General features: G+C 42.0%; 24 protein-coding genes and 1 pseudogene. 17 read left to right on the forward strand and 8 right to left on the reverse strand.

Annotated elements, in window-relative coordinates:
* From ENH88_RS08500 to ENH88_RS08515, 4 genes and pseudogenes are all read left to right on the forward strand, one after another.
* Nucleotides 1-225, forward strand: a pseudogene (locus ENH88_RS08500) (hypothetical protein); the annotation flags it as partial.
* 449 nt (nt 226-674) lie between these two features.
* Entirely contained in the window at nt 675-1421 is a 747-nt protein-coding gene (locus ENH88_RS08505; RefSeq protein ID WP_304181624.1) for a type 1 glutamine amidotransferase domain-containing protein, read from the forward strand.
* 457 nt (nt 1422-1878) lie between these two features.
* A complete protein-coding gene (locus ENH88_RS08510; RefSeq protein WP_304181627.1) occupies nt 1879-2505 on the forward strand; it encodes a YceI family protein in 627 nt (208 codons plus the stop codon).
* A gap of 242 nt (nt 2506-2747) precedes the next feature.
* Nucleotides 2748-2942, forward strand: a complete 195-nt coding sequence (locus tag ENH88_RS08515; protein ID WP_011329912.1) for a (2Fe-2S)-binding protein — start codon at nt 2748-2750, stop codon at nt 2940-2942.
* 86 nt (nt 2943-3028) lie between these two features.
* Here ENH88_RS08515 and bfr (ENH88_RS08520) read toward each other — a convergent pair whose 3' ends face one another.
* The 3 genes from bfr (ENH88_RS08520) to ENH88_RS08530 form a co-directional block, all read right to left on the reverse strand.
* Nucleotides 3029-3493 carry a bacterioferritin gene (gene bfr / locus ENH88_RS08520; protein ID WP_304181633.1) on the reverse strand — a complete coding sequence of 155 codons (465 nt, stop codon included), beginning with the start codon at nt 3491-3493 and terminating at the stop codon, nt 3029-3031.
* A gap of 10 nt (nt 3494-3503) precedes the next feature.
* Nucleotides 3504-3977: a bacterioferritin gene (gene bfr, locus ENH88_RS08525; protein ID WP_304181636.1), complete on the reverse strand. Its 474-nt coding sequence runs from the start codon at nt 3975-3977 to the stop codon at nt 3504-3506.
* Between the two features lie 290 nt (nt 3978-4267).
* Complete coding sequence (locus ENH88_RS08530) at nt 4268-6406, reverse strand: TonB-dependent receptor (protein WP_304181638.1); 2139 nt, start codon at nt 6404-6406, stop codon at nt 4268-4270.
* A gap of 464 nt (nt 6407-6870) precedes the next feature.
* On the opposite strand from ENH88_RS08530, the gene ENH88_RS08535 reads away from it, so the two are divergent.
* On the forward strand, nt 6871-7398 hold the full coding sequence (locus ENH88_RS08535) for a hypothetical protein (protein WP_304181640.1): 528 nt from the start codon (nt 6871-6873) through the stop codon (nt 7396-7398).
* A gap of 33 nt (nt 7399-7431) precedes the next feature.
* Here the strand turns inward: ENH88_RS08535 and ENH88_RS08540 are convergent, their stop codons facing one another.
* Both ENH88_RS08540 and ENH88_RS08545 read right to left on the reverse strand, forming a co-directional pair.
* The gene (locus ENH88_RS08540; RefSeq protein WP_304181642.1) at nt 7432-8511 is read right to left on the reverse strand and encodes a PepSY-associated TM helix domain-containing protein; all 1080 of its coding nucleotides are present in this window, start codon (nt 8509-8511) and stop codon (nt 7432-7434) included.
* 102 nt (nt 8512-8613) lie between these two features.
* A complete protein-coding gene (locus ENH88_RS08545; RefSeq protein WP_304181643.1) occupies nt 8614-9471 on the reverse strand; it encodes a cation diffusion facilitator family transporter in 858 nt (285 codons plus the stop codon).
* A 161-nt stretch (nt 9472-9632) separates the two neighbouring features.
* Between ENH88_RS08545 and ENH88_RS08550 the strand changes: the two genes are divergently transcribed.
* The 11 genes from ENH88_RS08550 to ENH88_RS08600 all read left to right on the forward strand — a co-directional run bounded on the left by ENH88_RS08550 (nt 9633) and on the right by ENH88_RS08600 (nt 21224).
* Nucleotides 9633-10013, forward strand: coding sequence for a hypothetical protein (locus ENH88_RS08550; protein ID WP_304181645.1), 381 nt, complete (start codon nt 9633-9635; stop codon nt 10011-10013).
* A gap of 52 nt (nt 10014-10065) precedes the next feature.
* On the forward strand, nt 10066-11325 hold the full coding sequence (locus tag ENH88_RS08555) for a TolC family protein (protein ID WP_304181647.1): 1260 nt from the start codon (nt 10066-10068) through the stop codon (nt 11323-11325).
* Nucleotides 11322-12548, forward strand: coding sequence for an efflux RND transporter periplasmic adaptor subunit (locus ENH88_RS08560; RefSeq protein ID WP_304181649.1), 1227 nt, complete (start codon nt 11322-11324; stop codon nt 12546-12548). The genes ENH88_RS08555 and ENH88_RS08560 overlap by 4 nt, the downstream gene beginning before the upstream one ends.
* 11 nt (nt 12549-12559) lie before the next feature.
* The gene (locus ENH88_RS08565) at nt 12560-15694 is read left to right on the forward strand and encodes an efflux RND transporter permease subunit (protein ID WP_304181650.1); all 3135 of its coding nucleotides are present in this window, start codon (nt 12560-12562) and stop codon (nt 15692-15694) included.
* A 263-nt stretch (nt 15695-15957) separates the two neighbouring features.
* Nucleotides 15958-16440: a GNAT family N-acetyltransferase gene (locus ENH88_RS08570; RefSeq protein ID WP_304181651.1), complete on the forward strand. Its 483-nt coding sequence runs from the start codon at nt 15958-15960 to the stop codon at nt 16438-16440.
* Between the two features lie 91 nt (nt 16441-16531).
* Nucleotides 16532-17038, forward strand: a complete 507-nt coding sequence (locus ENH88_RS08575) for a hypothetical protein (protein WP_304181653.1) — start codon at nt 16532-16534, stop codon at nt 17036-17038.
* A 31-nt stretch (nt 17039-17069) separates the two neighbouring features.
* A complete protein-coding gene (locus tag ENH88_RS08580) occupies nt 17070-17684 on the forward strand; it encodes a superoxide dismutase (protein ID WP_304181655.1) in 615 nt (204 codons plus the stop codon).
* A gap of 78 nt (nt 17685-17762) precedes the next feature.
* On the forward strand, nt 17763-19124 hold the full coding sequence (locus ENH88_RS08585) for a DNA-3-methyladenine glycosylase 2 family protein (protein WP_304181656.1): 1362 nt from the start codon (nt 17763-17765) through the stop codon (nt 19122-19124).
* Entirely contained in the window at nt 19121-19594 is a 474-nt protein-coding gene (locus ENH88_RS08590) for a methylated-DNA--[protein]-cysteine S-methyltransferase (RefSeq protein WP_304181658.1), read from the forward strand. Before ENH88_RS08585 ends, ENH88_RS08590 begins: the two co-directional genes overlap by 4 nt.
* A gap of 78 nt (nt 19595-19672) precedes the next feature.
* Nucleotides 19673-20512, forward strand: a complete 840-nt coding sequence (locus tag ENH88_RS08595; RefSeq protein WP_304181659.1) for an amino acid ABC transporter substrate-binding protein — start codon at nt 19673-19675, stop codon at nt 20510-20512.
* 121 nt (nt 20513-20633) lie between these two features.
* On the forward strand, nt 20634-21224 hold the full coding sequence (locus tag ENH88_RS08600; protein WP_304181660.1) for a thymidine kinase: 591 nt from the start codon (nt 20634-20636) through the stop codon (nt 21222-21224).
* Here ENH88_RS08600 and ltaE read toward each other — a convergent pair.
* A complete protein-coding gene (gene ltaE / locus ENH88_RS08605; protein WP_304181661.1) occupies nt 21201-22214 on the reverse strand; it encodes a low-specificity L-threonine aldolase in 1014 nt (337 codons plus the stop codon). The genes ENH88_RS08600 and ltaE overlap by 24 nt on opposite strands.
* Nucleotides 22215-22222: 8 nt before the next feature.
* Nucleotides 22223-23158, reverse strand: coding sequence for a 23S rRNA (adenine(1618)-N(6))-methyltransferase RlmF (gene rlmF / locus ENH88_RS08610; RefSeq protein WP_304181662.1), 936 nt, complete (start codon nt 23156-23158; stop codon nt 22223-22225).
* Nucleotides 23159-23281: 123 nt separating this feature from the next.
* Here rlmF and ENH88_RS08615 point away from each other — a divergent pair, with 123 nt between their 5' ends.
* Nucleotides 23282-24196 carry an alpha/beta fold hydrolase gene (locus ENH88_RS08615; RefSeq protein ID WP_304181663.1) on the forward strand — a complete coding sequence of 305 codons (915 nt, stop codon included), beginning with the start codon at nt 23282-23284 and terminating at the stop codon, nt 24194-24196.
* Here the strand turns inward: ENH88_RS08615 and ENH88_RS08620 are convergent.
* On the reverse strand, nt 24150-25604 hold the full coding sequence (locus ENH88_RS08620; protein ID WP_304181665.1) for a tetratricopeptide repeat-containing sulfotransferase family protein: 1455 nt from the start codon (nt 25602-25604) through the stop codon (nt 24150-24152). The two genes, ENH88_RS08615 and ENH88_RS08620, sit on opposite strands and share 47 nt — an antisense overlap.
* Nucleotides 25605-25682: the final 78 nt, after the last annotated feature.

The following is a 25682-nucleotide window of genomic DNA, read 5'->3' on the forward strand; positions in this document are numbered from 1 at the left end:
GGGCGTTGTTTGCGAGAAGACAAATGCGGCCACATTGAAGACGCATATTTACCGCTTTTAGAGCGAGTCAACATCTGCCCTGAAAACTGGTTAAAACTCACCACGCACTTTACCCGCGTATTTCATGGCGCAGTCGGCAGACCCTCATCACACGCAAGTTACTGCGAAAATTTAAACAGAAAACGACGTAGCAACCTAAGTAACTGCGAAAAACTACTGGCATAGTTTTAACACTCCACTTCAACCTCAAATATTGCCTAAGGCAAGCTCCCCCATGCGTGTAATTCAGGATGGAGGAGCCCTCAAGTGAATAAAGTGGCTATTTTAAGATGCTTTGAAAACTTGCAGCACTCCCACAAAATGCGTTAATTGTTTTGTTTTAAAAAATACTAATGATGGGTGTCAATATATTTATATATTATGATGGGTGTCAATATATTTATTATGATGGGTGTCAATATATTTATATATTATGATGGGTGTCAATATATTTATTATGATGGGTGTCAATATATTTATATAGTTCATTGATAACTATTTTATCTGATTTGACTAAATCTCTATCTTGCAGGCCTTCCTAATACGCTTTTAAGTACCTAGACAAATTCTACATTTAAACCTTTTCGTCTTTTGTCTCGTCTAAATAATGGTTTAATTATTTATAAAGGAAAAAAATGAAACTCTTATCCATTATTTTACTAACAGGCGCCTTGCTAGCCACAAATGCAATAGCAGAGCCTAAAAAGAAGGTGCTGATCGTGGCATCTAATATGATAAATATGGGTGATCCTGAACAGCATGACGCAAGAAATAATTTATGGGAATTTGCACCTCCGTATCACATTTTTTTTAGTCACGGCTTTGAAGTTGATTTTGTATCACCTAATGGTGGAGAGGTTAAGTTTATGTTGGAGCCTTTAGGCATAAGTAGTTACACCATCAAATATGAAGGCTTCTTAGAAAAAGCAAACAGTTCATTCAAACCTGCTCAAATTGACCCAAATAACTATTGGGGTGTATTCATAGGTGGTGGCTATGGAGTCATGTTTGACGTTGCAGATAACAAAAAAATCCAATCCATTATCAGTAGTATATATGAGTCAGGTGGTATTGTAGGTGTTGGTGGTCATGGCTCAGCGGGCATTGCAAACGTGAAGTTATCTAATGGGGAGTTTTTGGTGAAAGGGAAAAAAATAGCCGGTTTTCCTAACTCTACTGAAACATCGAAGCCATGGGCAAAACAAGGAACACTTTTACCTTTTCTTATTGAAAATCAACTTAATAAGAATGGTGCTATCGCTCAAAATAAAAAAATATTAAAAGATAAACACGCTGTGATTGCAGATCAACGTATTATCTCAACAATGTTTTTGCCTTCAGCTGCACTTGTAGCAAAAGAAATGATAACTTTAAGACAGTAATAACGGCGCTTAATAAGCTAATTAAGGCGGGACTGCTAAAGTTTTGCTCGGTTTCTTTCGCTCCGCTACGCATTTTACTTTTTAGGGCGTTACCACCGTCCGCTAAATGCACTTTTGGTAGTTCGGCTTTGATCATAAAGGAAATATTCGAGGGTTTTCGCGCCTATTGCAGCATTGTTGAGATAACGGACGCTTCAAAACGTTAATAATTAATCATCAATTATACCAAAGGGTTAAATTTCATCCGCTCTGACCCCGCAGCTCAAGTTATGTAAAAACGGTTGATTAATAGACGAAAAATAGGCGGTTTCACTCCATCATGAATATAAAAGAGAAGTGAAAATGGAAAATATGAGGCATTATATATTTTGATCTATGAAAAATGACGTTTTATTTTACCTACACTCAACACATCACTAATGGCTTAACTACTATGAACTCAGCGTCAAAGAATACAATGCGAACATTTATACATTCGGTCTCAGCTATGTGCGCTGCGCTGTTACTGACAAGTTGTGTTAGTTGGATTGCACCAACTGTTAAATCTGAGTTGATAGCGCTTCAAGCGGGCGAATATCAGCTAGACAGTCAACATGCTGCATTAATATTTAAAATCCAACATTTAGGGTTATCAACCTATGTAGGGCGTTTTAATAAATTTGATGCACAACTCAACTTTGATCCTAATAATATGACTGCCGCGTCATTAAACGCAGTGGTGGATATTAGCTCTATTGATATTAACAATGCTGAGTTAGCAGAAACCTTACAAAATGACACTTGGTTTAACAGTGAGCGCTTTGCGCAAGCATCATTTACTAGCCACACAGTTACAGTTATATCTGATACCAGTTTTAATTTCTCAGGCGATTTAACGCTCAGAGGCGTTACCAAACCTGTGACGTTTAAAGCCACATTTCACGGTGGCGCAGACAACTGGATGACAGGAAAATACACTCTTGGTTTTAGCGCGGTAGGTCAAATCAAACGTTCTGACTTTGGCATGGACAGTTATATACCGATTGTTGGTGATCAAATTGACTTAGAAGTTTATGCGGAATTTCTGAATGTTGGTAAGCAATAAGAAGAAAGTAGCTAGCTACTAAATCGTCAATCAGTGAAATTTGCAGATAGAATATAGTCCCTGAATGACCGTTAGGGCACATATCAGCCTTTTAAATCTTAACCGGGTTGCGGTGATCATCTAAAACTATATGCAATGAAGCAAACAAAAATAATTCTCAATTTTATGCGATTATTAATTGCGAACCGTTTACGTTTAGATTAATATACAAGCTCGAATGTAATTGAGAGTGGTTTGTATTCATGTATATCTGTTTATGTCACGGTGTGACAGATAAAAAAATTGAACAAACAATCGACGACGGCGCGACAACAATGCGCGAGCTTACCAAAGAGCTTAAAGTCGGTAGTCAGTGCGGTAAATGCTGCGGCTGTACTAAAAAGATCCTCAATCGCAAACTTATTCAAATAGCAGATATTACCGATCAAGTTGCGTAAATATTTAGCTTCTCAAGTTTTTTAAATTCAGTATCGATAAAACTAAAAAAGCAGCCTAAGCTGCTTTTTTTGATCTAAATAAAGAATTACATTTGCGATTGTAGGTAGTTTTCAATACCTGTGCTTTTGATCAACAGTTGTTGGGTTTCCAGCCAATCGATTTGCTCTTCTTGCTCGTTTAAGATGTTATCCAGCGCTTCACGGCTAATATAATCTTTTTTGCTTTCAGCAAGTTTGATTGCATCTTTAAGGTCAACGAGTGAATCAAGCTCAAAGGCCATATTGCAGGCAATCATTTCTTCGCTGTTTTCGCCAATCCGTAAACGGCCAAGATCTTGAAGGTTAGGTAAACCTTCTAAAAATAAAATACGCTCAATTAATCGGTCAGCGTTTTTCATTTTTTGAATTGAGGTTTTGTAATCGGCTTTGTCTAATGCGCTAAAACCAAAATCTTTAAACATACGGGCATGTAAAAAATATTGGTTAATAGCGACTAATTCATTGGCCAATATTTTATTTAATGCAGCAAGAACGTCTTTATCGCCTTTCATAATTTAGCTCCTATTCGCCCATTTGTGATTGGTGATAGTTTTGACTACCAATTTTATCAATCAAACCGAGTTGTTGCTCTAACCAATAAACATGATCTTCTTCGGTGTCGAATAACAGTTTCTCTAAGATTTCGCGCGATTGATAATCTTTTTCTTGCTCACATACAGCAATAACTTCTTTAACACATTCAACAACTTCAAGCTCTAGTGTGAGGTCGTTTTGCATCATGCTTTTTACGTCATGACCAATAATTAGGTCACGGCGTTTGGTCATATTTGGTATGCCTTCGAGGAATAAAATACGCTTAATCAACCAATCAGCGTGATCTTTCTCTTCTTCCATTTCATGGTTAAGGCGAACATAAAGTTTATCTAAACCCCAATCGTCATACATGCGAGAGTGGATAAAATACTGGTCAATGGCAGCAAGTTCATTGGCTAACAACGTGTTAAAGCTGTCGATAACTTTTTGATTACCTTTCATAATGGTGGCCTCTTAGAATACTTAATGGTGCTAGTGTAGTATAAAAATCAGTTATTGCAAGTATTTTCCTTGTAAATCAGTTGGTTACTATTGAGTCTAATTCTCGTTTAAGTTTGCATTGTTGGTTGCTTAATGAACAGATTGCTATTTATATTTATGGTTAGAGGTACTAGGTTATAGGTTATAGGTTATAGGTTATAGGTACTCGGTTATAGGTTTAAGATTCAAAGTACTAGGTTCAAGAAAAAGTCTCGTTCATTGCGCTGCGCAATGAACGAGATGCGTGGTATTTAAAATTGATATTTAACGCCTACTGTGGCTGTAGTGCCAAGGCCTTTGATGTTATAGCCGCCGTATGTATAAGACTGAGCGCGGGCAGGGAAGTAGTCTTCGTTAAATAAGTTTTCAATGCCTACAAAGCCTTGCCAGTTATCGGCAAATTGGTATTGACCACTTAGGTTAAAAATATTGTAGCTATCGACAGGGCCTTGATCGCCTACATACTTGCCATCATCGTTTGCCGCAAAGCGCTTTCTATCGCCGACGTACAGGTAACTTAATGTCAGTGACATTGCATCACTTGGTTGCCAGTTTAAGTTTGCGGTTGCCTTTGGTGGGCTGATCTGTTTTGAGCCCAAGTACACATCCGCTTCAGTGTTTTTACCTTCAACATAGCTATACGTTGCCAGCAATTTTAGGTTAGCGGCAATTGTATAATCTATTAGCGTTTCGTAGCCCCAAATTTCCTGTGGCGCTCGCACTGGTTCGTACACGCCGGTCACTTCGTTAAATTTATTAGTTGTGCCAAGTTCAGAAGTACTGCGATAAGCAGCGACTTCAATTCGCAGATTGTCAAATTGAGAGTTAAAGCCAATTTCGTAGTTGTCGATAATTGAGGCTTGAGTTTGTATCAGACCAATATCGTTCACTGTCGCTGCGCGAAGTAGTATGCCTACATCGGATATATCCGAGCCTTGTGAGTAACTTATAAATGGGCTGAATCTTTCATTAAGATTATATTTAATGCCAAAATTATAGGTAGTGGCGTCGTAATCAATGGTGTCACCTTTTACGTTAATTGGCACAGAGCATTGAGTTGGTGTTTTACATAGTTTAAGTGTGCGGTAATCGTCTACGCTTAAATCAATTGATTCTTGGCGAACACCGGCTTTGACTATCAGATCATCAGCAATCACCCATTTAGTTTGTAAAAAGCCAGCAATACTTTTCATATCCATTTCAGGTACCCATACTCGCCCATCGACCAGCGGTTGCGCAGTCACATCATTTAAAGCATCGATACCATAAATGAATGTGGCTGCAATAGAGTTAAAGTCTACTTGAGTATTAAACGTTGCACGCGCACCTTTTTTATCGGAACTGATAACAGACTGGCCACCGTCATAGTTCTCGTCAGGGTTAGCAAGGCTTGGAGAGTAGAAGAACACGTTTTCAATATCTTGCATGTACAAGTCTAGGGTCATTTGGGTGTTTTCAAATAACGCATAATCGGTGTATTTTAAGGTGATATTTTCGTTGCCTTCTGGGCCTTGGGGTTTACCTTGTTTTTGTAATTCTGCTGGTACATGAATTGCGTAGGTTTTTTCACCTAAACTCATATCTCCAGTGATATCACCAAGATCGGTTTTTTGTTGTGAACTGTAGTAGTTATAGCTAAATTGTAATTGCTTTTCATCATCAAAATCATAGCCTAACTTAGTAAAGTAGTTTTGTGTGACTGCGTCAGATAAACCGTATTGTAACCCTAAAATATCACCCTGTGCGTCACGTTGTACGCCATTTTCTTCATAACTGGCTGTAACCAAATAACTGAATTTATCTGCTCGGCCATTAATCGCTGCCGATACTCTTGCGCCAGCACTTTCTTCAAGTTTTACTGCGCTAAAACGACTCGACAAGCTTATTTCGCCCGTTGTTTTATCATCGCTTTTAGCCTGTTTTGTGATGTAGTTAATAATACCGCCCGATGCACCGTTACCATAAATCGAGGTTGCTCCTTTGATCACTTCAATACGAGCAATGGCACTTGGATCGAGGGTTTTAATGCCTAACGAGCCATTACGCAGCGGTGTTGATTGCGGTACTCCGTCAATCATCACCAACGGGGCGCGACCGCGCAGTGTTTGTCCGGTATTACTTGAACTGCCGGTATCTGGTGCGAGGCCCGGCACCATTTGCGCAAGTAAGCTTTGTAGCTCAGGATTTACCTTTAAATGCTCTTCAATTTGCTTTTGATTGATAACGGTAATTGATGCAGGGACCTCATCAATGCTTTCAAAAACGCGGCTCCCAGAAACAATGATACGCTCCATTTGCTCGTCAGTGAGTTGTTTTTTATTGATAGCGTCATCAGCGAAAGTAGCTGTACTTATAGCGAGGGATAATAAGGTTAACGAAGTTTTAAACATAAAGATCCTTTACGACAATGTAATTATGAAAGAGCTGTTTTAATTGGCGCAATAATAAATGTAAAGAAGTGTAAAGGCAAGGGGAGTGATAGTTATTATCAATTGCATTTGGTTTGTTGCGATCGATACGTTTGAGATATCTTATAAACATTTACTTTGTATGGAGTATTCATTGTGCTGAAATATTTACCGCATTGTGTAAGTTCTACTTGGTGGTGATCCCAATTTTATATAATACAAAACTTGAAAACTTGTTGTCTGTTCCAGTCTCGAACTGTGACTATATTTATTTTAACTATTTTTAATCAATAGCTTAATTGTTTTTTATATTAATCTTATTTAGGAAACATGCAATCGCATTAGGTGTGAAGTGAACGGTACTTATTTTGCAGCAGACACTACATTGATTTTATAGGCGTAATCTTCTACTAAATATTCGCTTTAAATCCTCTTGGAGGTGCAACATGACAACCACGATAAGTAATGAAAATCATGCGACTAAGGTCGCCGCTGTTTTTGATAGTGAAGAGCAAGCAAATAACGCATTTGAAACTTTGAGCCAACATACTCAGTTTGCGCAAAGTAACATAAATTTCATTTCTCCTTATGACCAAAACTTTGATGAAAAAGTAGAGCCTGAAGATAAAAACATTGGAAAAACGTTACTAAAAACGCACTTATTATTTGCAGTGATAGGGCTTGTTGTAGGCATACTTATAAGCAGTGTTTTTCTTTTTGTTGACGTAGAATTCATGCAAAATTTTGTATTTGAAACGTACGCTGGGATTTGCACTATCAGTGTGTTTATTGCCTTGTTAGTCGCAGGCTTTATTTCAATCCGCCCCGATCATGATCCACTGATAAATGATGTAAGAAAAGCAACAAGTACTGGAAAGTGGGTGCTAATTGTTCATACAGATACAAGCAACAAAGCCGACCAAGCGCAGCAGTTGATGGAGCCATTTGCTACATCAACTACAGCTACGCTTTAACTATTATTGGCATTACCCGTTTTAGCAATAATATTAACGATAATGGCGTTTATACCAAAAGTAACCACCGCTTACTGTAAAAAGTACAGGGATGAGGGCGATAAATAACCAGATTATTTGCACCAATGATCCTGCAAAATCACCAATATGAAATTTATATTTAAAATTCCATGCTTGGGTGGTGAGGTTGGCGCGTGATGCATCGTAAGATTGCAACACTGTGCCAGTATATTGATTGGCCCATACCCAGCTGTAAGCGTGACTCTCGCCTGGATTTTTTACTCTCAATGCGAGCGGTTCGCTGGCTTTTTTAGGCATGTAGATACGAAACAGTTCTGCATTAGGATAAATAAGCAACGCCTTATGTAAAGCGATGGCCAAGTTATCATGGTTAATCGTATCGGGCACATTAAGGGTTGGGGCGTTAGGACGTGGCTCCACCGTGTTTTGTGTAACAAACTCCAGTACCGCTTGGGTTTGTGTTTTCCAATTAAATGCCATGCCTGTGAAAGCAATTAATATCAATGGGATAAATAAGTACATGCCAATTACAGTATGTAGTTGGTAAAGCAAAATACGTAGTTTGGCTTTTGGTTTGATCACCAAGCGTTTTAAGCGGTTTTTGGGTTTAAGCCAAATGTAGACGCCAACGAGCATATTAATAATAAAAATAAGTGCACAAACAGATACCCAATTACGCAAGGGCCGATTGCCGTCACCATCTTCATAAATTAACCAGCGATGCAGTGCCATGGTGAAACCATAAATTGTGCGGTAATAATCATACTGATGAATAATTGTACCAGTATAAGGGTTAACACTTACGTATTGTTTATTTGCCAGTTGCGCTTGCCAGGCATAATCTGGGTTTTGCTCTGGCATTAATAATGTAACAGGTTGCTGGGTGTGTAATGTAATAGTGCTTAATAAAACAGGGTAGGCAATAACATTGTTATTACTGGGGTTTTCTACCGTCCACAGTTGTGGCTGTACAAGGCGTTGAATATCTTTGGCATACACAAGTAGTGCACCAGTGATACTTAAACAGATCAAAAACAGTCCGCTCACTAAAGTTAGTATTAAATGAGTACGACGCAGCCACAATTTTAGCAACTCACACACCTTATGCCATATTATAAAGTGCGATGATAAATGAGAACGCGAGCTGTTTTCAATAAAATTCGATTAAGCGCAATGATTTTAGTCAAGCCTTTGCTATTCTCGGCGCTCAATAATACAGTGTTCAATAGCAAACTCATCATGCAAATAGTTTTTAACGTCAGCAAGTACCAGTTCAGCAGATGAGGTTAGCACTAGTTCACAGCAAATTTGGTTATCATCGAGTTGCCAAGCTTTAAGGCTGTGTATTTGCTTAATCGCAAACTGTTTACACAGCGCAGCGCTTACCTCGTTGCGGTCAAAGTCGTCTGGGGCGGCTTGCATTAAAATTTTACAGCTTTCAATGAGTAGCAACACACCGTGATAAATTACATAAGCCGAAATTAAAATTGTCGCTATTAAATCAACAATGTACCACTGATAAAGAATGATCAATGATCCCGCTACAATCACCACAATAGACGCCATTGCATCTGATATGTTATGAATGAATGCGGCGCGAATATTCATGCTGTTTTTAGCGCCAGCGTGAAAGGTGAGTATCGCCGTACCAATATCAATAACAAGTGCCAATGCGGCCACCCAAACAACAATCCAACCATCAATTGGGGTTGGGTTAAAGTAACTTTCGATCGCTTCGATAATTAAAAAGCCACCGATGATTATAAGCGTAGTGCTATTTAAAAGTGTGGCTAAAATTTCTGCACGTTTATAGCCAAAGTGATAACGTTCATCTGCGGGTTTACCGCCAATCTTACGAGCGATGAGGGCAATAAAAATAGCCGCTGCATCACTTAAATTATGCAGCGCATCGGCAATTAACGACAAGCTACCAGAGACCATACCGCCGACAACTTGGGCTATTGTTAGCAGCACGTTGATAAATACAGCTAAGCCTAACTGGCGGTTACTTTGGTTGTCAGTGTCATGACTGTGAGAATGTGGATGACCCATATTTAGTACTTCTGTGTATTTTTATTATGCTGATTTCACAATACTAAATGACGGTTGCTAAATTAGCCAGCGCTAGTAATTAACAAAAATTGCTAAATTCTTTGCAGGGCGATTAATATCTGTTAAGGTTATTGGCAATGTCGTTTTAATGGGTTTATTGCTTGAAGCAATCAGTGTTGTTAATTTTAGCCTTATTACTACTTCAGCCTGTGCTGGACGGTTTTGACGTGGCTGATCATAACACCGCTATTAATACCACTTCGCAATTATTACATCAGCAAAGCGAACTTGATGAACATTGCATGATTAACAATGATCATGATTCTCACCAATTACAGCATCAACAACTAAGCAAAGCACTTGCGGATAATGCTGATGATGCTCATTGCCACGTCTGTCATATTTCTATTTTATTTACCGAGCCATGGCAGCAGCACGCTAATCTACCAAGTTACGATATTATTAGTTTAAACGATCCTGCGTTTAACTCTCGCTTACTCATCCCTGATCTACGCCCTCCTATTGCTACCTTACTAAGTTAATTTTTTAGCTGGCCACTATTGGCCACCGATTTATTTAGTAAGAGTATACGTTATGAATTTAAACAAGCCGTTTCGGTTTGCTTGCCTGTGTATGGCTTTATTAGCTGCCACAAATACATTGGCTGCGCCAACGCCTAATACTGGCGATTTAAATTGGTTGTTGACGCAATTAAAACAACACCCAAATTTACAAGCAGATTATCAGCAGTTACAAAGTGCGGAGGCTTCTGTTCGAGCCGCTGGGCAATCGTTATACAACCCAAACTTTGAATCGAGCCTTGAAAAAGAGGGTGATGCGAATAACTTTAGCCTCGGCTTGAGTCAAACATTTGATATTAATGATCAACAAGGTGCGCAATTAACTGCGGCGCAGCTAATGCTAATGGCGCAGCAGCAGGAGTTGCAGCTTAGCTATCTACAACTTGTTGAACAAACCCTGATTGCGTTGATCAATTGGCGTAGCAGCAAAGCGGCTTTTCAACTCGCACAAGATCAAGAGCAACAGCTAGAGCGTTTAGTAAGCGTAATTAAACGCCGTAGAGCGGCTGGGGAAGTAGGGCTGCTTGATGAGCAACTGGCCTTGTACTCATTGTCTGAAATTTTGAATCAAACAGCACAACAAGCCAGTGCTTATGCCGATGCTAAATTAGCAGTACAAGTGTTGTTACCAACATGGCAAGAAGGCACTAGGCTCACTCCAGAGCGCTTACTTACTGGTATTAACGCCAATACCAACACTGACAATGTGTTGCAACATCCGCAGATATTATTGGTGAAGTCACAATGGCAATATCAACGCCAACAAGCACAAGTGATCAAAGCTGAACGCGCTGTTAAACCCACTGTGGGGATTGCGGCGGGGAAAAATGGCGATGATAGTATTGTCTCGTTAAACTTCTCTATGCCTCTGAATATCCTCAATGACTTTAGTGATGAATATCAAGCGTCTGAATTGCAGGCAATGTCGAAGGAAGCCGAATATCAAGCATTACAGCGCACCATGACATTTCAAGCACAAGCCAGCAAAGAGGTAATGCAAGCTTATGCTCAGCGGGTAAAACGTTGGCAGTCAATAAATCAAGCCAATGCAGACAGCAGCCTCAAATTGATTGAGCAACAATGGCAAAGCGGCGATATCAGCACTGCTGAATACCTTACCATGCGTCAACAACGTATATCAGGACTACTTGCCGGGGTTGAGATTGTTCAGCAAAGCCAATTGGCAAGCGTTAATTGGTTAACTAAAAGTGGCCAACTGAGCAATTATATTACTACCTTTACACGTCCCCTAATTGATGGAGCTGCCTTATGAAGCGCTTAAATATTACTTTTTCTGCCCTTGTATTAATGTTTGCCAACTTTACACCGGCAGCCACATCTACACCGCAAGATGCTGATCATGCTAAAGCAGGGCATGAACACAGCGAAGCACAAGTACAAGCTATGCACGTGCACGAAGCTGATGAAGCTCCTCACGAGAATGAACAAGCTGTTTCACAGCCGCAGCCAGAGCACGACGAGCAAGCTGGTGGAGTACGCTTAACTGACACCCAAATGCGCTTGGCAAATGTGCAGATCAGCAGGTTAGAAAAACGTGTTTATCAGTCACAGCTTTACGCACCAGGTGAGATTAAAGCAAATGGCTATAGCAGCTATGTGCTATCGCCACGGGTTGATTCAATCGTGGTAAAACGTCATGCCACATTAGGGCAGCATATTAAAGCGGGCGCGCCATTAGTTAGCTTATTTAGTGCTGAAGTTGCCAGTGCGCAAACCACTTATCGATTAGCGAAAGCTGAGTGGCAACGAGTACAAAAAATGGGTAAAGGCACCGTGAGTGAAAAACGTTTACTGACAGCTAAGGCTGAATACGAAGTAGCGCAGAGTCAGCTGGTAGCATTTGGGTTATCTAGCAAAGCGATTGAGCAAAGTGCAGATATTGCGGCTGAAAAACTCGGTGAATACACACTTTTCGCAGGCACTTCTGGTGCAGTGTTAAGTGATAATTTCGCTCAAGGTCAGCGAGTTGATGCAGGCGTTGAACTTATGTTAATTGCCGATGAGAGCTTACTATGGGTTGAGGCAAAATTATCGGCAAATCAAACAATCGAAATTGCCAAAGGGGCTACGGCGCAAGTGAAAGTAAACCAAGTATTGTATCCAGCTACGGTGATCCAAGAAGCGCACACGATAGATCAAGTGACCCGTTCTAGGGTGGTACGTTTAGCTGTTAAAAACAGTCAACATACTTTGCACCCGGGTATGTTCAGTGATGTGTATTTTGAATTTGCCACTGCGCAAAAAGTACTTGCAGTGCCTGAGCAAGCATTACTGAGAAACCCTGACGGTGATTGGGCGGTGTTTGTCCAAGATGAAGATGGTGAGCTTATCTCGACAGAAGTTGAACTAGGCCAACGCTTTGCTGGTTTTCGTGAAATAAAAGGATTGCCAGAGGGCACGAAAGTGGTAACTGAAGGCGCCTTTTTTGTTGCATCAGAGCAAGCGAAAGGCGGCTTTGATCCGCATAACCACTAGGAGCGACGAATATGTTTAATAAAATAGTTAATGCTGCTATTAGCAATCGATTACTGGTCTTTTTAGCGCTGTGTGTATTAGTTGCTATGAGCGCTGTGGTGATCCCTAAATTAAATTTAGATGCGTTTCCAGATGTGACTAATGTGCAAGTGGCCATTAATACCGAAGCACCGGGTTTAGCTGCCGTTGAAGTTGAGCAGCTGATCACCTATCCCATTGAAGCGGTCATGTATGCGTTGCCCGATGTCGATCAAGTTAGGTCTATTTCAAAAACCGGCTTATCTGGCGTAACTGTGGTGTTTAAAGAAGGCGTGGATATTTATTTTGCGCGCCAACTCGTGTTTGAACGTCTGCAAGCTGCTAAAGAGCTGATCCCAGAAGGAATTGGCTTGCCAGAAATGGGACCAAACACGTCAGGGCTTGGCCAAGTGTATCAATACTTATTGGCTGCATCACCGGAGTCCGGTTTGGATAGTATGGCGCTGCGTAGCTTAAACGATTGGATTGTTAAACTGCTTATTTTACCTGTTGACGGTGTTACAGAAGTTCTGTCGTTTGGTGGTGATGTGCGCCAATATCAAGTCAACCTGAACCCAAATAAGTTACTTGCTTATCAATTAGATCAGCAGCAAGTAGTGATCGCACTTGAAGAAAACAACACCAATGTAGGTGGCTGGTATATGAATCGCGGCCAAGAGCAATTAGTGATCCGTGGTACTGGCTGGTTTAATGCAGGTAAACAAGGGTTACAAGAAATAGCGCAAACGCCGCTAAAAACCATTAATGGAACGGTTGTTACTATTGCCGATGTAGCTGATGTGTCATTAGGCAGCGAAATCCGCCAAGGTGCGGCGACCATGAGTACAAAAGATGCCGAGGGTAATATTACATCGCTGGGTGAAGTGGTAACAGGCGTGGTGTTAAAACGCATTGGCGCGAATACCAAGCAAACCATTGATGGCATAACCTCTCGCATTGAGCTAATCAATCAAGCGTTACCTGATGGGGTTACGTTTGAGCCGCTGTATGACCAAGCAAATTTGATCACCAAAGCGGTTGATACTGTGGTTGATGCGCTGCTATTGGCGTTTGTGTTTATTGTGGTGGTGCTGGCGTTATTTTTAATGAATTTACGGGCCACGCTATTGGTTTTATTGTCGATCCCAATTTCAATTGGCTTAGCACTTTGTGTGATGGCGTGGTTTGGGCTCTCGGCTAATTTAATGTCGCTCGGTGGGATTGCCGTTGCGATTGGTATGTTAGTCGATGGCTCGGTGGTTATGGTAGAAAATATCTTCCGTCATTTAACCCAGCCAAGCACTCAATCACACAGTTATGTTGAGCGTATTAAGCTAGCTGCTCAAGAAGTTGCGCGCCCGGTGTTCTTCGCGGCGTTGATCATCTTAGTGGTATTTATGCCATTGTTTAGTTTTGAAGGCGTTGAAGCTAAGCTATTTCAGCCTATGGCAATCAGTATAATGTTGGCAATTGTTGCGGCTGTTATTGTGGCGTTGGTGATTGTGCCAGCGCTGGCGGTGTACTTATTTGCCAATGGTGTGACGCTAAGGCGCAGTGTGCTGTTAGAGCCATTAGATAAAGCCTATAAACTGTGCTTAGGCTGGGCGATGACTGCCCGTAAAACAGTGATTGCTATTGCAGGTGTACTCGTGGTGGTAGCGGGTGTGTTATTGCCGCAGCTAGGCACAGAGTTTGTGCCTGAACTTGAAGAGGGCACCATCAATTTACGGGTGACACTGGCACCTTCGGCCAGTTTAGACACAGCCTTGACGGTGGCGCCAAAACTTGAAGCAATATTGCTTGAGTTTCCTGAGGTCGAATATGCATTGAGCCGTGTTGGCCGCCCTGAAGTAGGCGGCGATCCAGAGCCAGTCAATAATATAGAGATTTACTTAGGGCTAACGCCAGTTAGCGAATGGCAATCTGCAGATAACCGAGCGCAACTGCAAGTGTTAATGGAGAAAAAACTAGAGCAGTTCCCGGGTTTATTGTTTAATTTTTCACAGCCGATAGCCACACGCGTAGATGAGTTACTGTCTGGGGTAAAAGCGCAACTGGCGATTAAACTGTTTGGTGCCGATTTAGATGTGTTAGTCGCTAAAGGCCAAGCTATTGAGCAAGCTGTAAAAGGAGTCGCTGGCGCAAAAGATGTGGCAATGGAGCAAATTGCTGGTGAAGCACAGTTAGTGATCAAACCGAACCGGTTAGCGCTTTCTCGCTATGGTTTATCGGTGGGTGATTTAATGACCATTGTACAACATGGTATTGGCGGCACTGCGGCAGGGCAAATTATTAATGCCAATGAACGTTATGATATTTATGTGCGCATTGGGGCAGAATTTCGTAACAGCCCTGAGGCCATTGCAGACTTACGTTTATCATCACCGACAGGTGCGTTGGTACGGGTTGGTGATGTAGCAACAGTTAATATTGAATCTGGCCCGCCCCAAGTGCGCCGTGACGATGTGCAGCGCCGTGTGGTGATCCAAGCCAATGTGCAAGGACGCGATATGGGCTCTGTGGTTGCTGATATTCGCGCCGCCATTAGTGAGCAAGTTAAGCTACCGTCAGGTTATGGCATGAGTATTGGCGGTCAGTTTGAAAACCAACAACGGGCACAGCAACGCTTATCCATCGTGGTGCCTATCTCGTTGGCGTTAATTGCACTGCTGCTCTATTTTGCGTTTGGCTCGATTGGCCAAGCATTGCTGATCTTAGTGAATGTGCCATTAGCAGTGATTGGTGGTGTGGTTGCGCTGTATGTTTCAGGGCAATATTTATCAGTGCCAAGCTCAGTAGGCTTTATTACCTTGTTTGGCGTGGCAGTGCTCAACGGTGTGGTGATGGTTGAGAGTATTAATAACCGTGTTAAAAATGGTGATAGCTTAGATAGCGCGGCATTTAATGGCGCATTATCGCGATTACGGCCAGTACTCATGACGGCGTTAACCTCGGCACTTGGTTTGATCCCGATGTTAATTTCTACCGGTATTGGGGCTGAAATCCAAAAGCCATTAGCAACCGTGATTGTTGGTGGTTTGTTTACTGCCACATTTTTGACTTTATTTGTATTGCCTGTGCTTTACGCAAAATTTAGTAAACAGTTTTATCAGATAAACAGACCCTAGAAAGAGTGCTGTAAAATAACCTAACACAAGGCGCATAAACTTGCGTCTTGTGCTATTTAGTGGATTAATATAAATGAGCGTTAAATATAGTAACGCCTTGGTTTAGCCTGCAACATGTAAGCAATTTGCGAATATTTGGTTTGCTGATCATATTAAGATCAGTGAGTTGCCAATTTATTATTACCTTGCTAAACCGATACAATGACAAACGCTTAAAGATAAACTCGAGCAGTATTCACCGTACGTAGTAACAAAGAGAATTTATGACAGACATTATTTTAAGAGACGCAGTCCCGGCAGATGCCGCCACTATTTTGCATTTTATTACCGAGCTTGCGGTGTATGAAAAAGAGCCCGACGCGGTTAAAACTGATGAACAGGCTATTTTAAACACCTTGTTTAGTGAAGGCGCCACAGCACACAGCGTGATTTGTTTAGAGGGTGATACGCCAATTGGCTTTGCCGTTTATTTTTATAATTACTCGACTTGGCTTGGTAAAAATGGCCTGTATTTAGAAGACCTTTATGTCAGCCCAGATAGCCGTGGTAAAGGCGCGGGCAAGTTAATAATGCAACATTTGGCGCGCCGAGCACTGGCAAAAGACTGTGGACGTTTTGAATGGGTGGTACTCGATTGGAATCAACCTGCAATCGACTTTTATAACAGCATGGGGGCTGAGCCACAAAACGAATGGATTATTTATCGATTAACAGGGCAAGCATTAATTGATTTTGCAGAGAAATAAAATGCAAAAGAAATATAAATAAAAATCATTTGCATTAGGTTGTTTCGATGTGTAAATTAAACACATCAATTAATATGTGCAGGTGATTTTTATGACACAGCTTCAGCGCCTTACTTTCGCAGAGCTTCCTTGTGTTGCTCAGGCTTTGAGTCCTTGGCAAGCTAATATTATGGCTGGTAATTATGCCTTTGAAAGGGGCGCCTTACTCGAGGCCAGAGATAAATACACGACCGCGCATACCTTGGCCGCACATTTATTAAGTCAGTTTAGCCAAGCAAAAATTTGCCAATCGGTGATCACTGCAATTGAACATTGCTGCCCAGCACTGGTTGTTGCGGCGCACAACTTAGCCGACACCTACCGAGCAATGAAGCAAACAGAGCAAGCCTGTCAGTGGTTGTGCGATGTTCACATTACCTTGAGCCACTTAATTCAGCATCCATGCAATACGGTACGCACTGTGGTGGTTCACCATCACCATAAAACCTACCTTGAGTTAGTGCAATTTGCCAAAGTGCATAATCATCAACCTTATTTGATTGACAAAATAAACCAGACTTTAAGTTATACACCCGATCAATATATTACCTTGCATTAAGCAATCAACCCTATGCCCTTAAGGAGCAATCATGGCATTTACATTACCCGCTTTACCTTATGATTATGCAGCATTAGAGCCTCATCTTGACGCTAAAACCATGGAAATACACCATACGTTGCATCATCAAACGTATATTAATAAAGCCAATGCGGCACTTGAGAGCAGCAACTATGCAAACACCGATGTTAATGAGTTGCTGAGCAATATTGACGCGCTGCCGAGTGAGCTGCAAAAAGTAGTGCAAGAACATGGTGGCGGACATGCAAACCATTCATTATTTTGGACAGTAATGAGCCCTGATGGCGGTGGTCAACCAACTGGCGAGTTATTAACAGCGATAACGGAGCAACTTGGCGGCTTTGACAGTTTTAAAGACGCATTTACCGCGGCTGCGGTGAGTCGCTTTGGCAGTGGCTGGGCGTGGTTAAGTGTTAATAAAGATCACCAGCTTGTGGTGGAAAGCAGTTTAAATCAAGACAGTCCATTAATGCACGGCAACACACCGATTTTAGGTTTAGATGTGTGGGAGCACGCCTATTACCTGAAATACCAAAACCGCCGTCCTGAATATATTGCCGCTTTTTATAATGTTATTAATTGGGCTGAAGTTGAGCGTCGTTATTTAGCTGCAATTAGCAAATAAAGGTTGAGTGCCGAAAATGGCTAGTAAACTGTGTTTTTTCACGTACTCTATTAGCAGATGTATAGTTAAGAGCACCTTATGGATACTAGCCATTGGCAACTTGCCAGACAAAGCCGCGACCATCGTTTTGATGGACTGTTTTTTATTGCTGTTAAAAGTACCGGTATTTATTGTCGACCAATTTGTCCTGCCCCTATCGCAAAAGAGCAAAACGTAGAATACTTTCAATATGCCCACAATGCTGCGCAGGCTGGCTTTCGCCCATGTATTCGTTGTCGTCCTGATAGTGCCCCTGGCAGTAGCGCATGGCAAGGCAGTAAAACCACAGCGCTGCGAGCCAAACAGTTGATAGATAGTGACTTAACTCAGCAGCAAAGCTGTGAACGGCTAGCTGAGCGATTAGGGGTCAGTAGCCGGTATTTAAGGCAACTGTTTCAACAACATTTTGGTATCTCAGTGACCCAGTACCGGTTATTTAATCAGTGTCATTTTGCGAAAAAATTATTGCAAGAGACCAATTTGCCGGTATCGCAAGTGGCGTTTGCGGCGGGCTTTAACAGTATTCGCCGTTTTAATGATGCCTTTTTACAGCAATTGCATATTTGCCCCTCAAAACTACGTGGTGAGCGCAGCACAACAAGTGCAGTGCTGACCCTTAAATTACCGTTTCGGCCCCCTTATAATTGGGCTGCGTTGCAGCAATTTTTAGCCAAAAGATTAATTTCACCGCTGGAATGGCTTGACGATACACACTATGGTCGCAGCTTTAAAAATCAGTATTGCCAAGGCCAGTTTACGGCTGAGTTTGTACAGCATAAACACCATTTTTTAGTCAGTATTGATATTGATCAGCCACGCTTTTTACAGCCTATTTTAAGTGAAATTCGCAGGGTGCTTGATTTAGATGCCGATACTGCGCAAATCGAACAACACCTAGCAACTCAGCTTCAAGGTGCAATTGTGTTGACTCAAGGGCTGCGATTACCGGGCATTTGGTCGGTATTTGAGGCTGGTATTCGCGCAGTGCTTGGCCAACAAGTCAGTGTTACCGCCGCGCATAACTTAGTTACTCAGCTGGTGGCTGAACTGGGCGAACGAGATGGCGAGCGAGTGTATTTTCCAACGCCAGAAGTGGTGGCAAACAGTGAACTGGCATTTTTTAAAATGCCACAAGCGCGAAAAAATGCGTTGCGTAATCTAGCGCAATTTTGCGCCGATAATCCTGATTGTCAGCAGTTAGACGAATGGCTGCCGCTCAAAGGGATTGGACCTTGGACAGTCAACTATGCAAAATTACGCGGCCAAAGTCAGCCCGATATTTTATTAGCGGGGGATTTAGGCGTAAAGAAAGCGCAGGCGGGGGCAAAACCATTTAACGATGAGATGTGTGCACCATTTCGCTCTTATTTAACTTTTCAACTATGGCAGCAGCTAACATGACTATTATCCAAACACGTATTCCCAGCCCCATTGATGACATTATTATTCAAGGTAACCATCACGGAGTAAGTTATGTGGGCTTTTACCCTGTAATAGAGTACCCAGAAACCCCGTTTGTAAAGGTGGAGCAGCCGCATATTTTAAATTGCGCAGCGCAGCTTAACGACTATTTTGCAGGCAAGCGAACAACCTTTGCTGTGACTTTAGCGACCCAAGGGACCGCTTTTCAACAGGCAGTTTGGCAGGCGCTTAGCACAGTGCCATTTGGACAAACGCAAAGTTATGCTGACATCGCTAATGCACTGAGTAACCCAAATGCCGTACGGGCGGTCGGGGCCGCCAATGGTAAAAACCCGATCAGCATTATTGTGCCGTGTCATCGGATTATTGGCGCCAATGGTAAGTTAACAGGCTATGCCGGTGGGCTAGAGCGAAAACAATGGTTACTTGAACACGAAGGGATTCTTTAAACTTTTTTGCAAAGCAGCTAAACAATTTATTTTTTCGGTCTACACTTTAGCTATTGATGTCTAAGGGTTACAGATAAAATGAATGGAAATAAGCGTGTTAGGGAAAACCGATGGGGTGTGGTGTTATTCTGTAGTTGCTGTGTTATGTGCTTAACCGCCTTGCAGGTACAGGCAACCGAGCTTATTTTTTGTTATGAAGATAAAACGGCCGCAACGTTATTTTTAAGTGAAGGCAGCGATGTGCCAATCGATGATCCTGACGCTTTGTTAGAGGTGATCCAGCGCCTTGATAATAAACTTGCTGAGGTATCTATTCGCTATGTGCGAAAACCGTGGCAAGCGTGTTTAAGTGATTTACGCAGTAATAAAGTCAATGCAGTGATAGCAGCGTATCGCCCAGAGCGCACTGCGTTTGGCCAATACCCACTGACTAAATCGCAGCAACCAGACTCTACACGTGCACTGAGTAAATTTAGCAGTTGTTTGATTGGCAGCAATAAGTTTCATAAGCAGTGGCAAAGCCGCGAAGTGTTTCAGACCAAAGCATTTACTTTAGCTATCCCTCGTGGCTATAAATTGAATAAAACCCTTGCCCAAGAACCCTTTTTTATCCAGCACACGGCCTCTGTTGCAAAAGCCCTTGAGTTAATTGAGCGCGGAGTGGCTGATGCCAGCATCGGGCTGTGTCAAATTGGTAGTCACAAAGTCGCCAGCCACTACGATAGCACAACGCTGAAAACGATTTATCCACCGGTTGCAGCAGAGCAAGGCTACTTGTTGTTTTCAAAAGAATTCTATCAACAACATCAATCACTTAGTCAACGCATTTGGCGAGTTTTAGCAGATCAAGATAATGCCAAATTGTATGTTGATCATCTAAATAAAGCTAACCAAGTGGCCAGTACTGATCGGTATTGAGCTGTTTTTCTGGGATTAACTAAGCATAACAAAGACACGACTCAAATAGGAATGCTAAAAAGGTGATGTTCAATCAAGATTAAGGTAGCATTAGCGCACTTTTTTCAGGGCAGGCACTTTCATGGCACAGCTGTACTTTTATTATTCTGCAATGAATGCAGGTAAATCTACCACGTTATTACAATCGGCATTTAATTATCGTGAACGCGGCATGGAGCCGGTTATTTTAACCGCCGCTTTGGATGACCGTGCAGGTGTTGGCAAAGTGTCATCGCGAATTGGCTTACAAGCTGATGCACATATTTTTGATGCAGAAAAAGACGTTTTTGCACTGATCAAACAGCTCAACAGTGAACAAAAGCGCCACTGTGTGCTGGTGGACGAATGCCAGTTTTTATCTCGCGAGCAAGTATTGCAATTAACCGATGTGGTTGATGAATTAGGGATCCCAGTATTGTGCTACGGATTACGTAATGATTTTAGGGGCGAGTTATTCAGTGGCTCGCAATACTTACTCGCGTGGGCAGACAAATTAGTAGAGCTAAAAACCGTTTGTCATTGCGGCCGTAAAGCCAATCACGTATTACGTACCGATGAAAATGGCGATGCGATCGCCGATGGCAACCAAGTAGAAATTGGCGGCAATGATCGCTATGTATCAGTATGCCGCAAACATTATAAAGCCGCGTTAAACATGCAGCGCAGCAGTTAATTCAGCTATAAATAGTTCAATATCAGCGCGAGTAACACCCAAATGGATCACTAGACGTAAGGTTTTATTCGGGCTGAATAAAATGCCCTTGGCTTTTAGCTGCTGTGCCAGTGAGTGAATATCGACATTATCGGCAACCTGGGCATACACCATGTTGGTGGTATCTTTTGATAAATCGACGTGAAACCCTGCAATCTCATTGAGCAGCTGCGCTAAATAGCGGGCATTGGCGTGATCATCTGCGAGGCGGCTAACATTGTGCTCAAGCGCATAATGCCCAGCGGCTGCAAGCATACCAGCTTGGCGCATACCGCCGCCAAGTACTTTACGCCATCGTCTTGCTTTATTGATAAGCTCAGCAGAGCCAAGTAATAATGAGCCTACCGGTGCGCCTAACCCTTTTGATAAACAAATCGACACTGAATCAAAATGACCGGTGATTTCAGTGATATCCACTTCTAGCGCAACCGCAGCGTTATAAACCCGCGCGCCATCTAAGTGCAGCGCTAATTGATGAACCTGAGTGAACTCGCGGGCTTTAGCTAAGTAGCTAATTGGCAGCACTTTACCAGCTATGGTGTTTTCTAAACTGAGCAGGCGGGTATTCGCAAAATGAAAGTCATCGGGTTTGATAGCAGCGCGCAGTTTGTCAAAACACAGGCTGCCATCGGCTTCATTTTCAATTGGCTGTGGTTGAATAGAGCCAAGTACTGCAGCACCACCGCCTTCAAACTTATAATTATGCGCGGCTTGCCCACACAGGTACTCGTCACCTCGTTCACAATGGGCCATTAATGCCAATAAATTAGCTTGGGTGCCAGAGCTGCAAAATAGGGCGCTGGCAAAACCATGGCGCTGTGCAGCAAACGCCTCAAGCGCATTAACACTGGGATCATCCCCATACACATCATCGCCTAACGGGGCGCTGGCCATAACGTCGCGCATAGTCGCGCAAGGTTTAGTGACAGTATCTGAACGAAAATCAATCATGGTGCCTCCTAGGCTGTAAATTGTTGGCAAATCTCTGCTCGAGTGGCTTGATCAAAATAGCTCCAGGCAATAAAGCGGCTCACTTTTTGCCCTTGTGCCATCTCTATTATTTTTACTTCGGCAACAGGCTGTTTTTGTAATTGTGCTTGTAGTGCGGGTAACGTGTCTTTTTTAGATACCAGCGAGGTAAACCACATACATTGCTGTGCGAATTGTTCACTTTCAATAATCATATTAATAATAAATTGCTGCTCGCCACCATCACACCATAACTCATTATGTTGGCCGCCAAAATTAAGTGCGTTATTTGGACTTTTACCTAAATTTTTCCATTTACGCTCACTGCCTTTGCTGGCTTGTTCTGCACTTGCGTGAAATGGTGGGTTACACAGTGTCAGGTGAAATAGATCTTTGCTATTTATAACACCGTTAAAAATCTGCTGCGGATTTTTTTGCTGTTTAATGGTGATTTTACGTTGATTAAATTGCGCGATTTGTTTGGCTATATTAATCGCCACAGGGTCAATGTCACTTCCTGTAAAATGCCAGTTGTATTCATGGCTGCCAGTAAGCGGGTAAACAAGGTTTGCACCGGTGCCAATATCCAATACCTTTACTTGTTTGCCAGTTGGAATTTGCGCGTTATTGTCAGCGGCTAATAAATCCGCAAGGTAGTGAATGTAATCAACGCGACCAGGAATGGGCGGGCACAGGTAACCTGCGGGAAGATCCCAAAATTCAACATTGTAATAGGCTTTTAACAGCGCTTGATTGAGTGCTTTAACTGCTTGCTCATCACTAAAATCAATACTTTCAGTGCCATTTGGGGTGAGCACTATATAGGATTTTAACGCGGCCACTTGGCAGGTTAGATAGGCTAAGTCATAACCTGCGTTATGGCGATTACGAGGGTGTAATTTTGATTTTAATGGCGTTGATTTCATAACAGATAATTAGCTTAGCAAACAAAAAAGTTATTTTAACAGAGAAACACAATAGCGTGTGATCTTGTTTAAAATACTGGTAGGATGAGTTGCGGTTCAAAACAATGACAATAAGGAACTGAAATGGCGATTGTACAAGAGTCGGTGTTTATTAAACTTACCGAGCAGCAAACATTACATTTGCGCAGAATTGCAGATAACACTAACGAGGCAGGCCCTGCGGTATTTTTTATGCATGGTGCTGTGGAAAATGGCAAAATATTTTATACCCATTCGAATAAAGGCTTAGCGCCTTTTTTGGCTGAGCAAGGCTATGTGTGCTACGTGGCTGATCTACGAGGTCGTGGTGACAGCAAACCGGCTATCTCCAAGCATGCTCACTACGGTCAAACCGAAGCCATAATTGAAGATATTCCCGCTTTTATTGCGAAAATTACCGAGCGAGAAGGTAAGCCGCCAGCTTACTGGGTTGCTCATTCGTGGGGCGGCGTGTTGATGAACAGTGTGTTTGCGCGTTATCCACAGTTTATTAATGATGTAAAAGCTTGTGCTTACTTTGGCACTAAACGTTCGTTGTATAATCATCATCCGCAAAAATACCTGCAAGGTAATCTGATCTGGTATTTTTTAGCGCCAATACTGGCTAAAAAACATGGTTATTTGCCGGCTAAAAAACTTAAATGGGGCAGTGATGATGAAACTAAAAAGTCGCATTATCAAAGTATGCAATGGGCTAAACGCAAAGCGTGGGTAGATTCTGACGATGGCTTTGATTATGCACAGGCTGTGGCTAACTTAACCTTACCTGCGACCTTACATATTGGCGGTGTGAAAGATAAGGCGCTTGCGCAACAAATTGATATTGAAAAGTTTATTGAAGAGTCGGGGCTCGGCGTGCAAAAACTGCAAATGTATGGCAAACAGCACGGCCATCAATACGATTATGATCATATTAATATGTTGACCCATCCTAGTGCCAAACTAGACCAATTTAAGGATGTGTTGGCGTGGTTTGAACATCATTCAACAACGCCTTAAGCGGCGTTTCAAAGCGTTTCCAGCGCTCTAGTGCATTGCTATTAAGTGGTTGGCGTACTGACGCTTTACTAAGCGTTGTTACCGCACTTTTTGATTTATAAAAATCTAAACATTGCGGTTCAAACTCAGCCCCTAAAAATGTAAATATGCGCGTTAAATGGCTGATAGGATCAGCAACGAGTTGCTCATAGTGAACATCTAACATGGCATCAGGGATTGCTTGTTGCCAATGCGTCATTAAACCTTGGTATAAATCAAAGTAACGTTTAAATTCAGGTAATGAGCAAAAATAAGGTTCATTTTCTGCAAAGTAATTACTATACACAGACCAAGCCGTGGCATTAAAGTCGCGTTGTAAGTTGATGAACTTAGCGTTTGGAAATAAACAATAAATAAGCCCTAACGATTGATAATTAGCAGGCAGTTTATTGATCATAAACGCGCGAATAGGTTTAGCTTGTTTTAACCGTGCGGTATAAATAGCACGGGCTTGCTCAATTAATTGCGACGTTAGTGCATCCATACATTCAGGGTAAGGACGTTTGGTGTGTTGTTCAATAAATGACACAACCTGTGAGCTAATACAACGGTCTTCGCCAAGGCTTGCAAATTCACTATGTGAAGCTAATATTTGCTCTAATAATGTTGAGCCGCTGCGCGGCATGCCAATAATAAACACGGGTGTAACAGTGCCGCTAAACCCAGCCTTGATAGTAGCAAATAAACTTTTTGGATTATAACGGATAATATCTTGATAAAATGGCGTTAATTGCTCAGTGCTGAAATGACTCAATTGCAGCTGTAGTTTATTCGCCAATTTATAATAATTAACGGCTTGCTCTATATCGTCGAGCTGATCATAACTTTTCGCTAGGGCGTAATAACACACCATTTTTAACCGCAAATTATTGGTTAGTGTGAGTAAATGATGCAAGTTACTGATGTAGTTATGCTGCTGGTCAAAGCGACCAAGTTGTACCAGTTCAAATAAAATATACGCGGTGACAGGGTACAAGCCGATGCTTAACGCTTGGGCAAAGGTGGTATGTGCTTTGTCTAATTCGCCATGAGTTAGATAGTGTTGTGCCAGATAATAGTGTGGCTCTGGGTTATGGCTGGCAATGCTTTTTGCATATTTCAGTACCGTTAATGCATCGTTTGGCGAATTTACCCCGTTAAATGCATCGGCTAAGGCATGTAATGGCTCCAACATATTAGGCAGGCGTTCACAGCTTTTTTGTAATAAATAAACCGCAGCATCAAAGCGCTCCAAGCGCAGGGCAATACGGCCCAAGCCGAACAGTGCCTCACCATTTTGGGGATCACTTTCAAGCAAGGTTTTATAGTGAAACTCCGCTTCTTGGAGTTTATTTTCGGCTAGTAGTTGGTTGGCTTTTTTTAGCAGCATGCGTCACTGTTGTTATTTTTTAGTTACTATATTTATTATCTTGGGGTATAGCACGAAAAAGGCGAAATGTCTTGAGCA

Origin of the sequence: Pseudoalteromonas prydzensis, from assembly GCF_011050055.1 — a bacterium.
Lineage (GTDB): Bacteria > Pseudomonadota > Gammaproteobacteria > Enterobacterales > Alteromonadaceae > Pseudoalteromonas > Pseudoalteromonas prydzensis_A.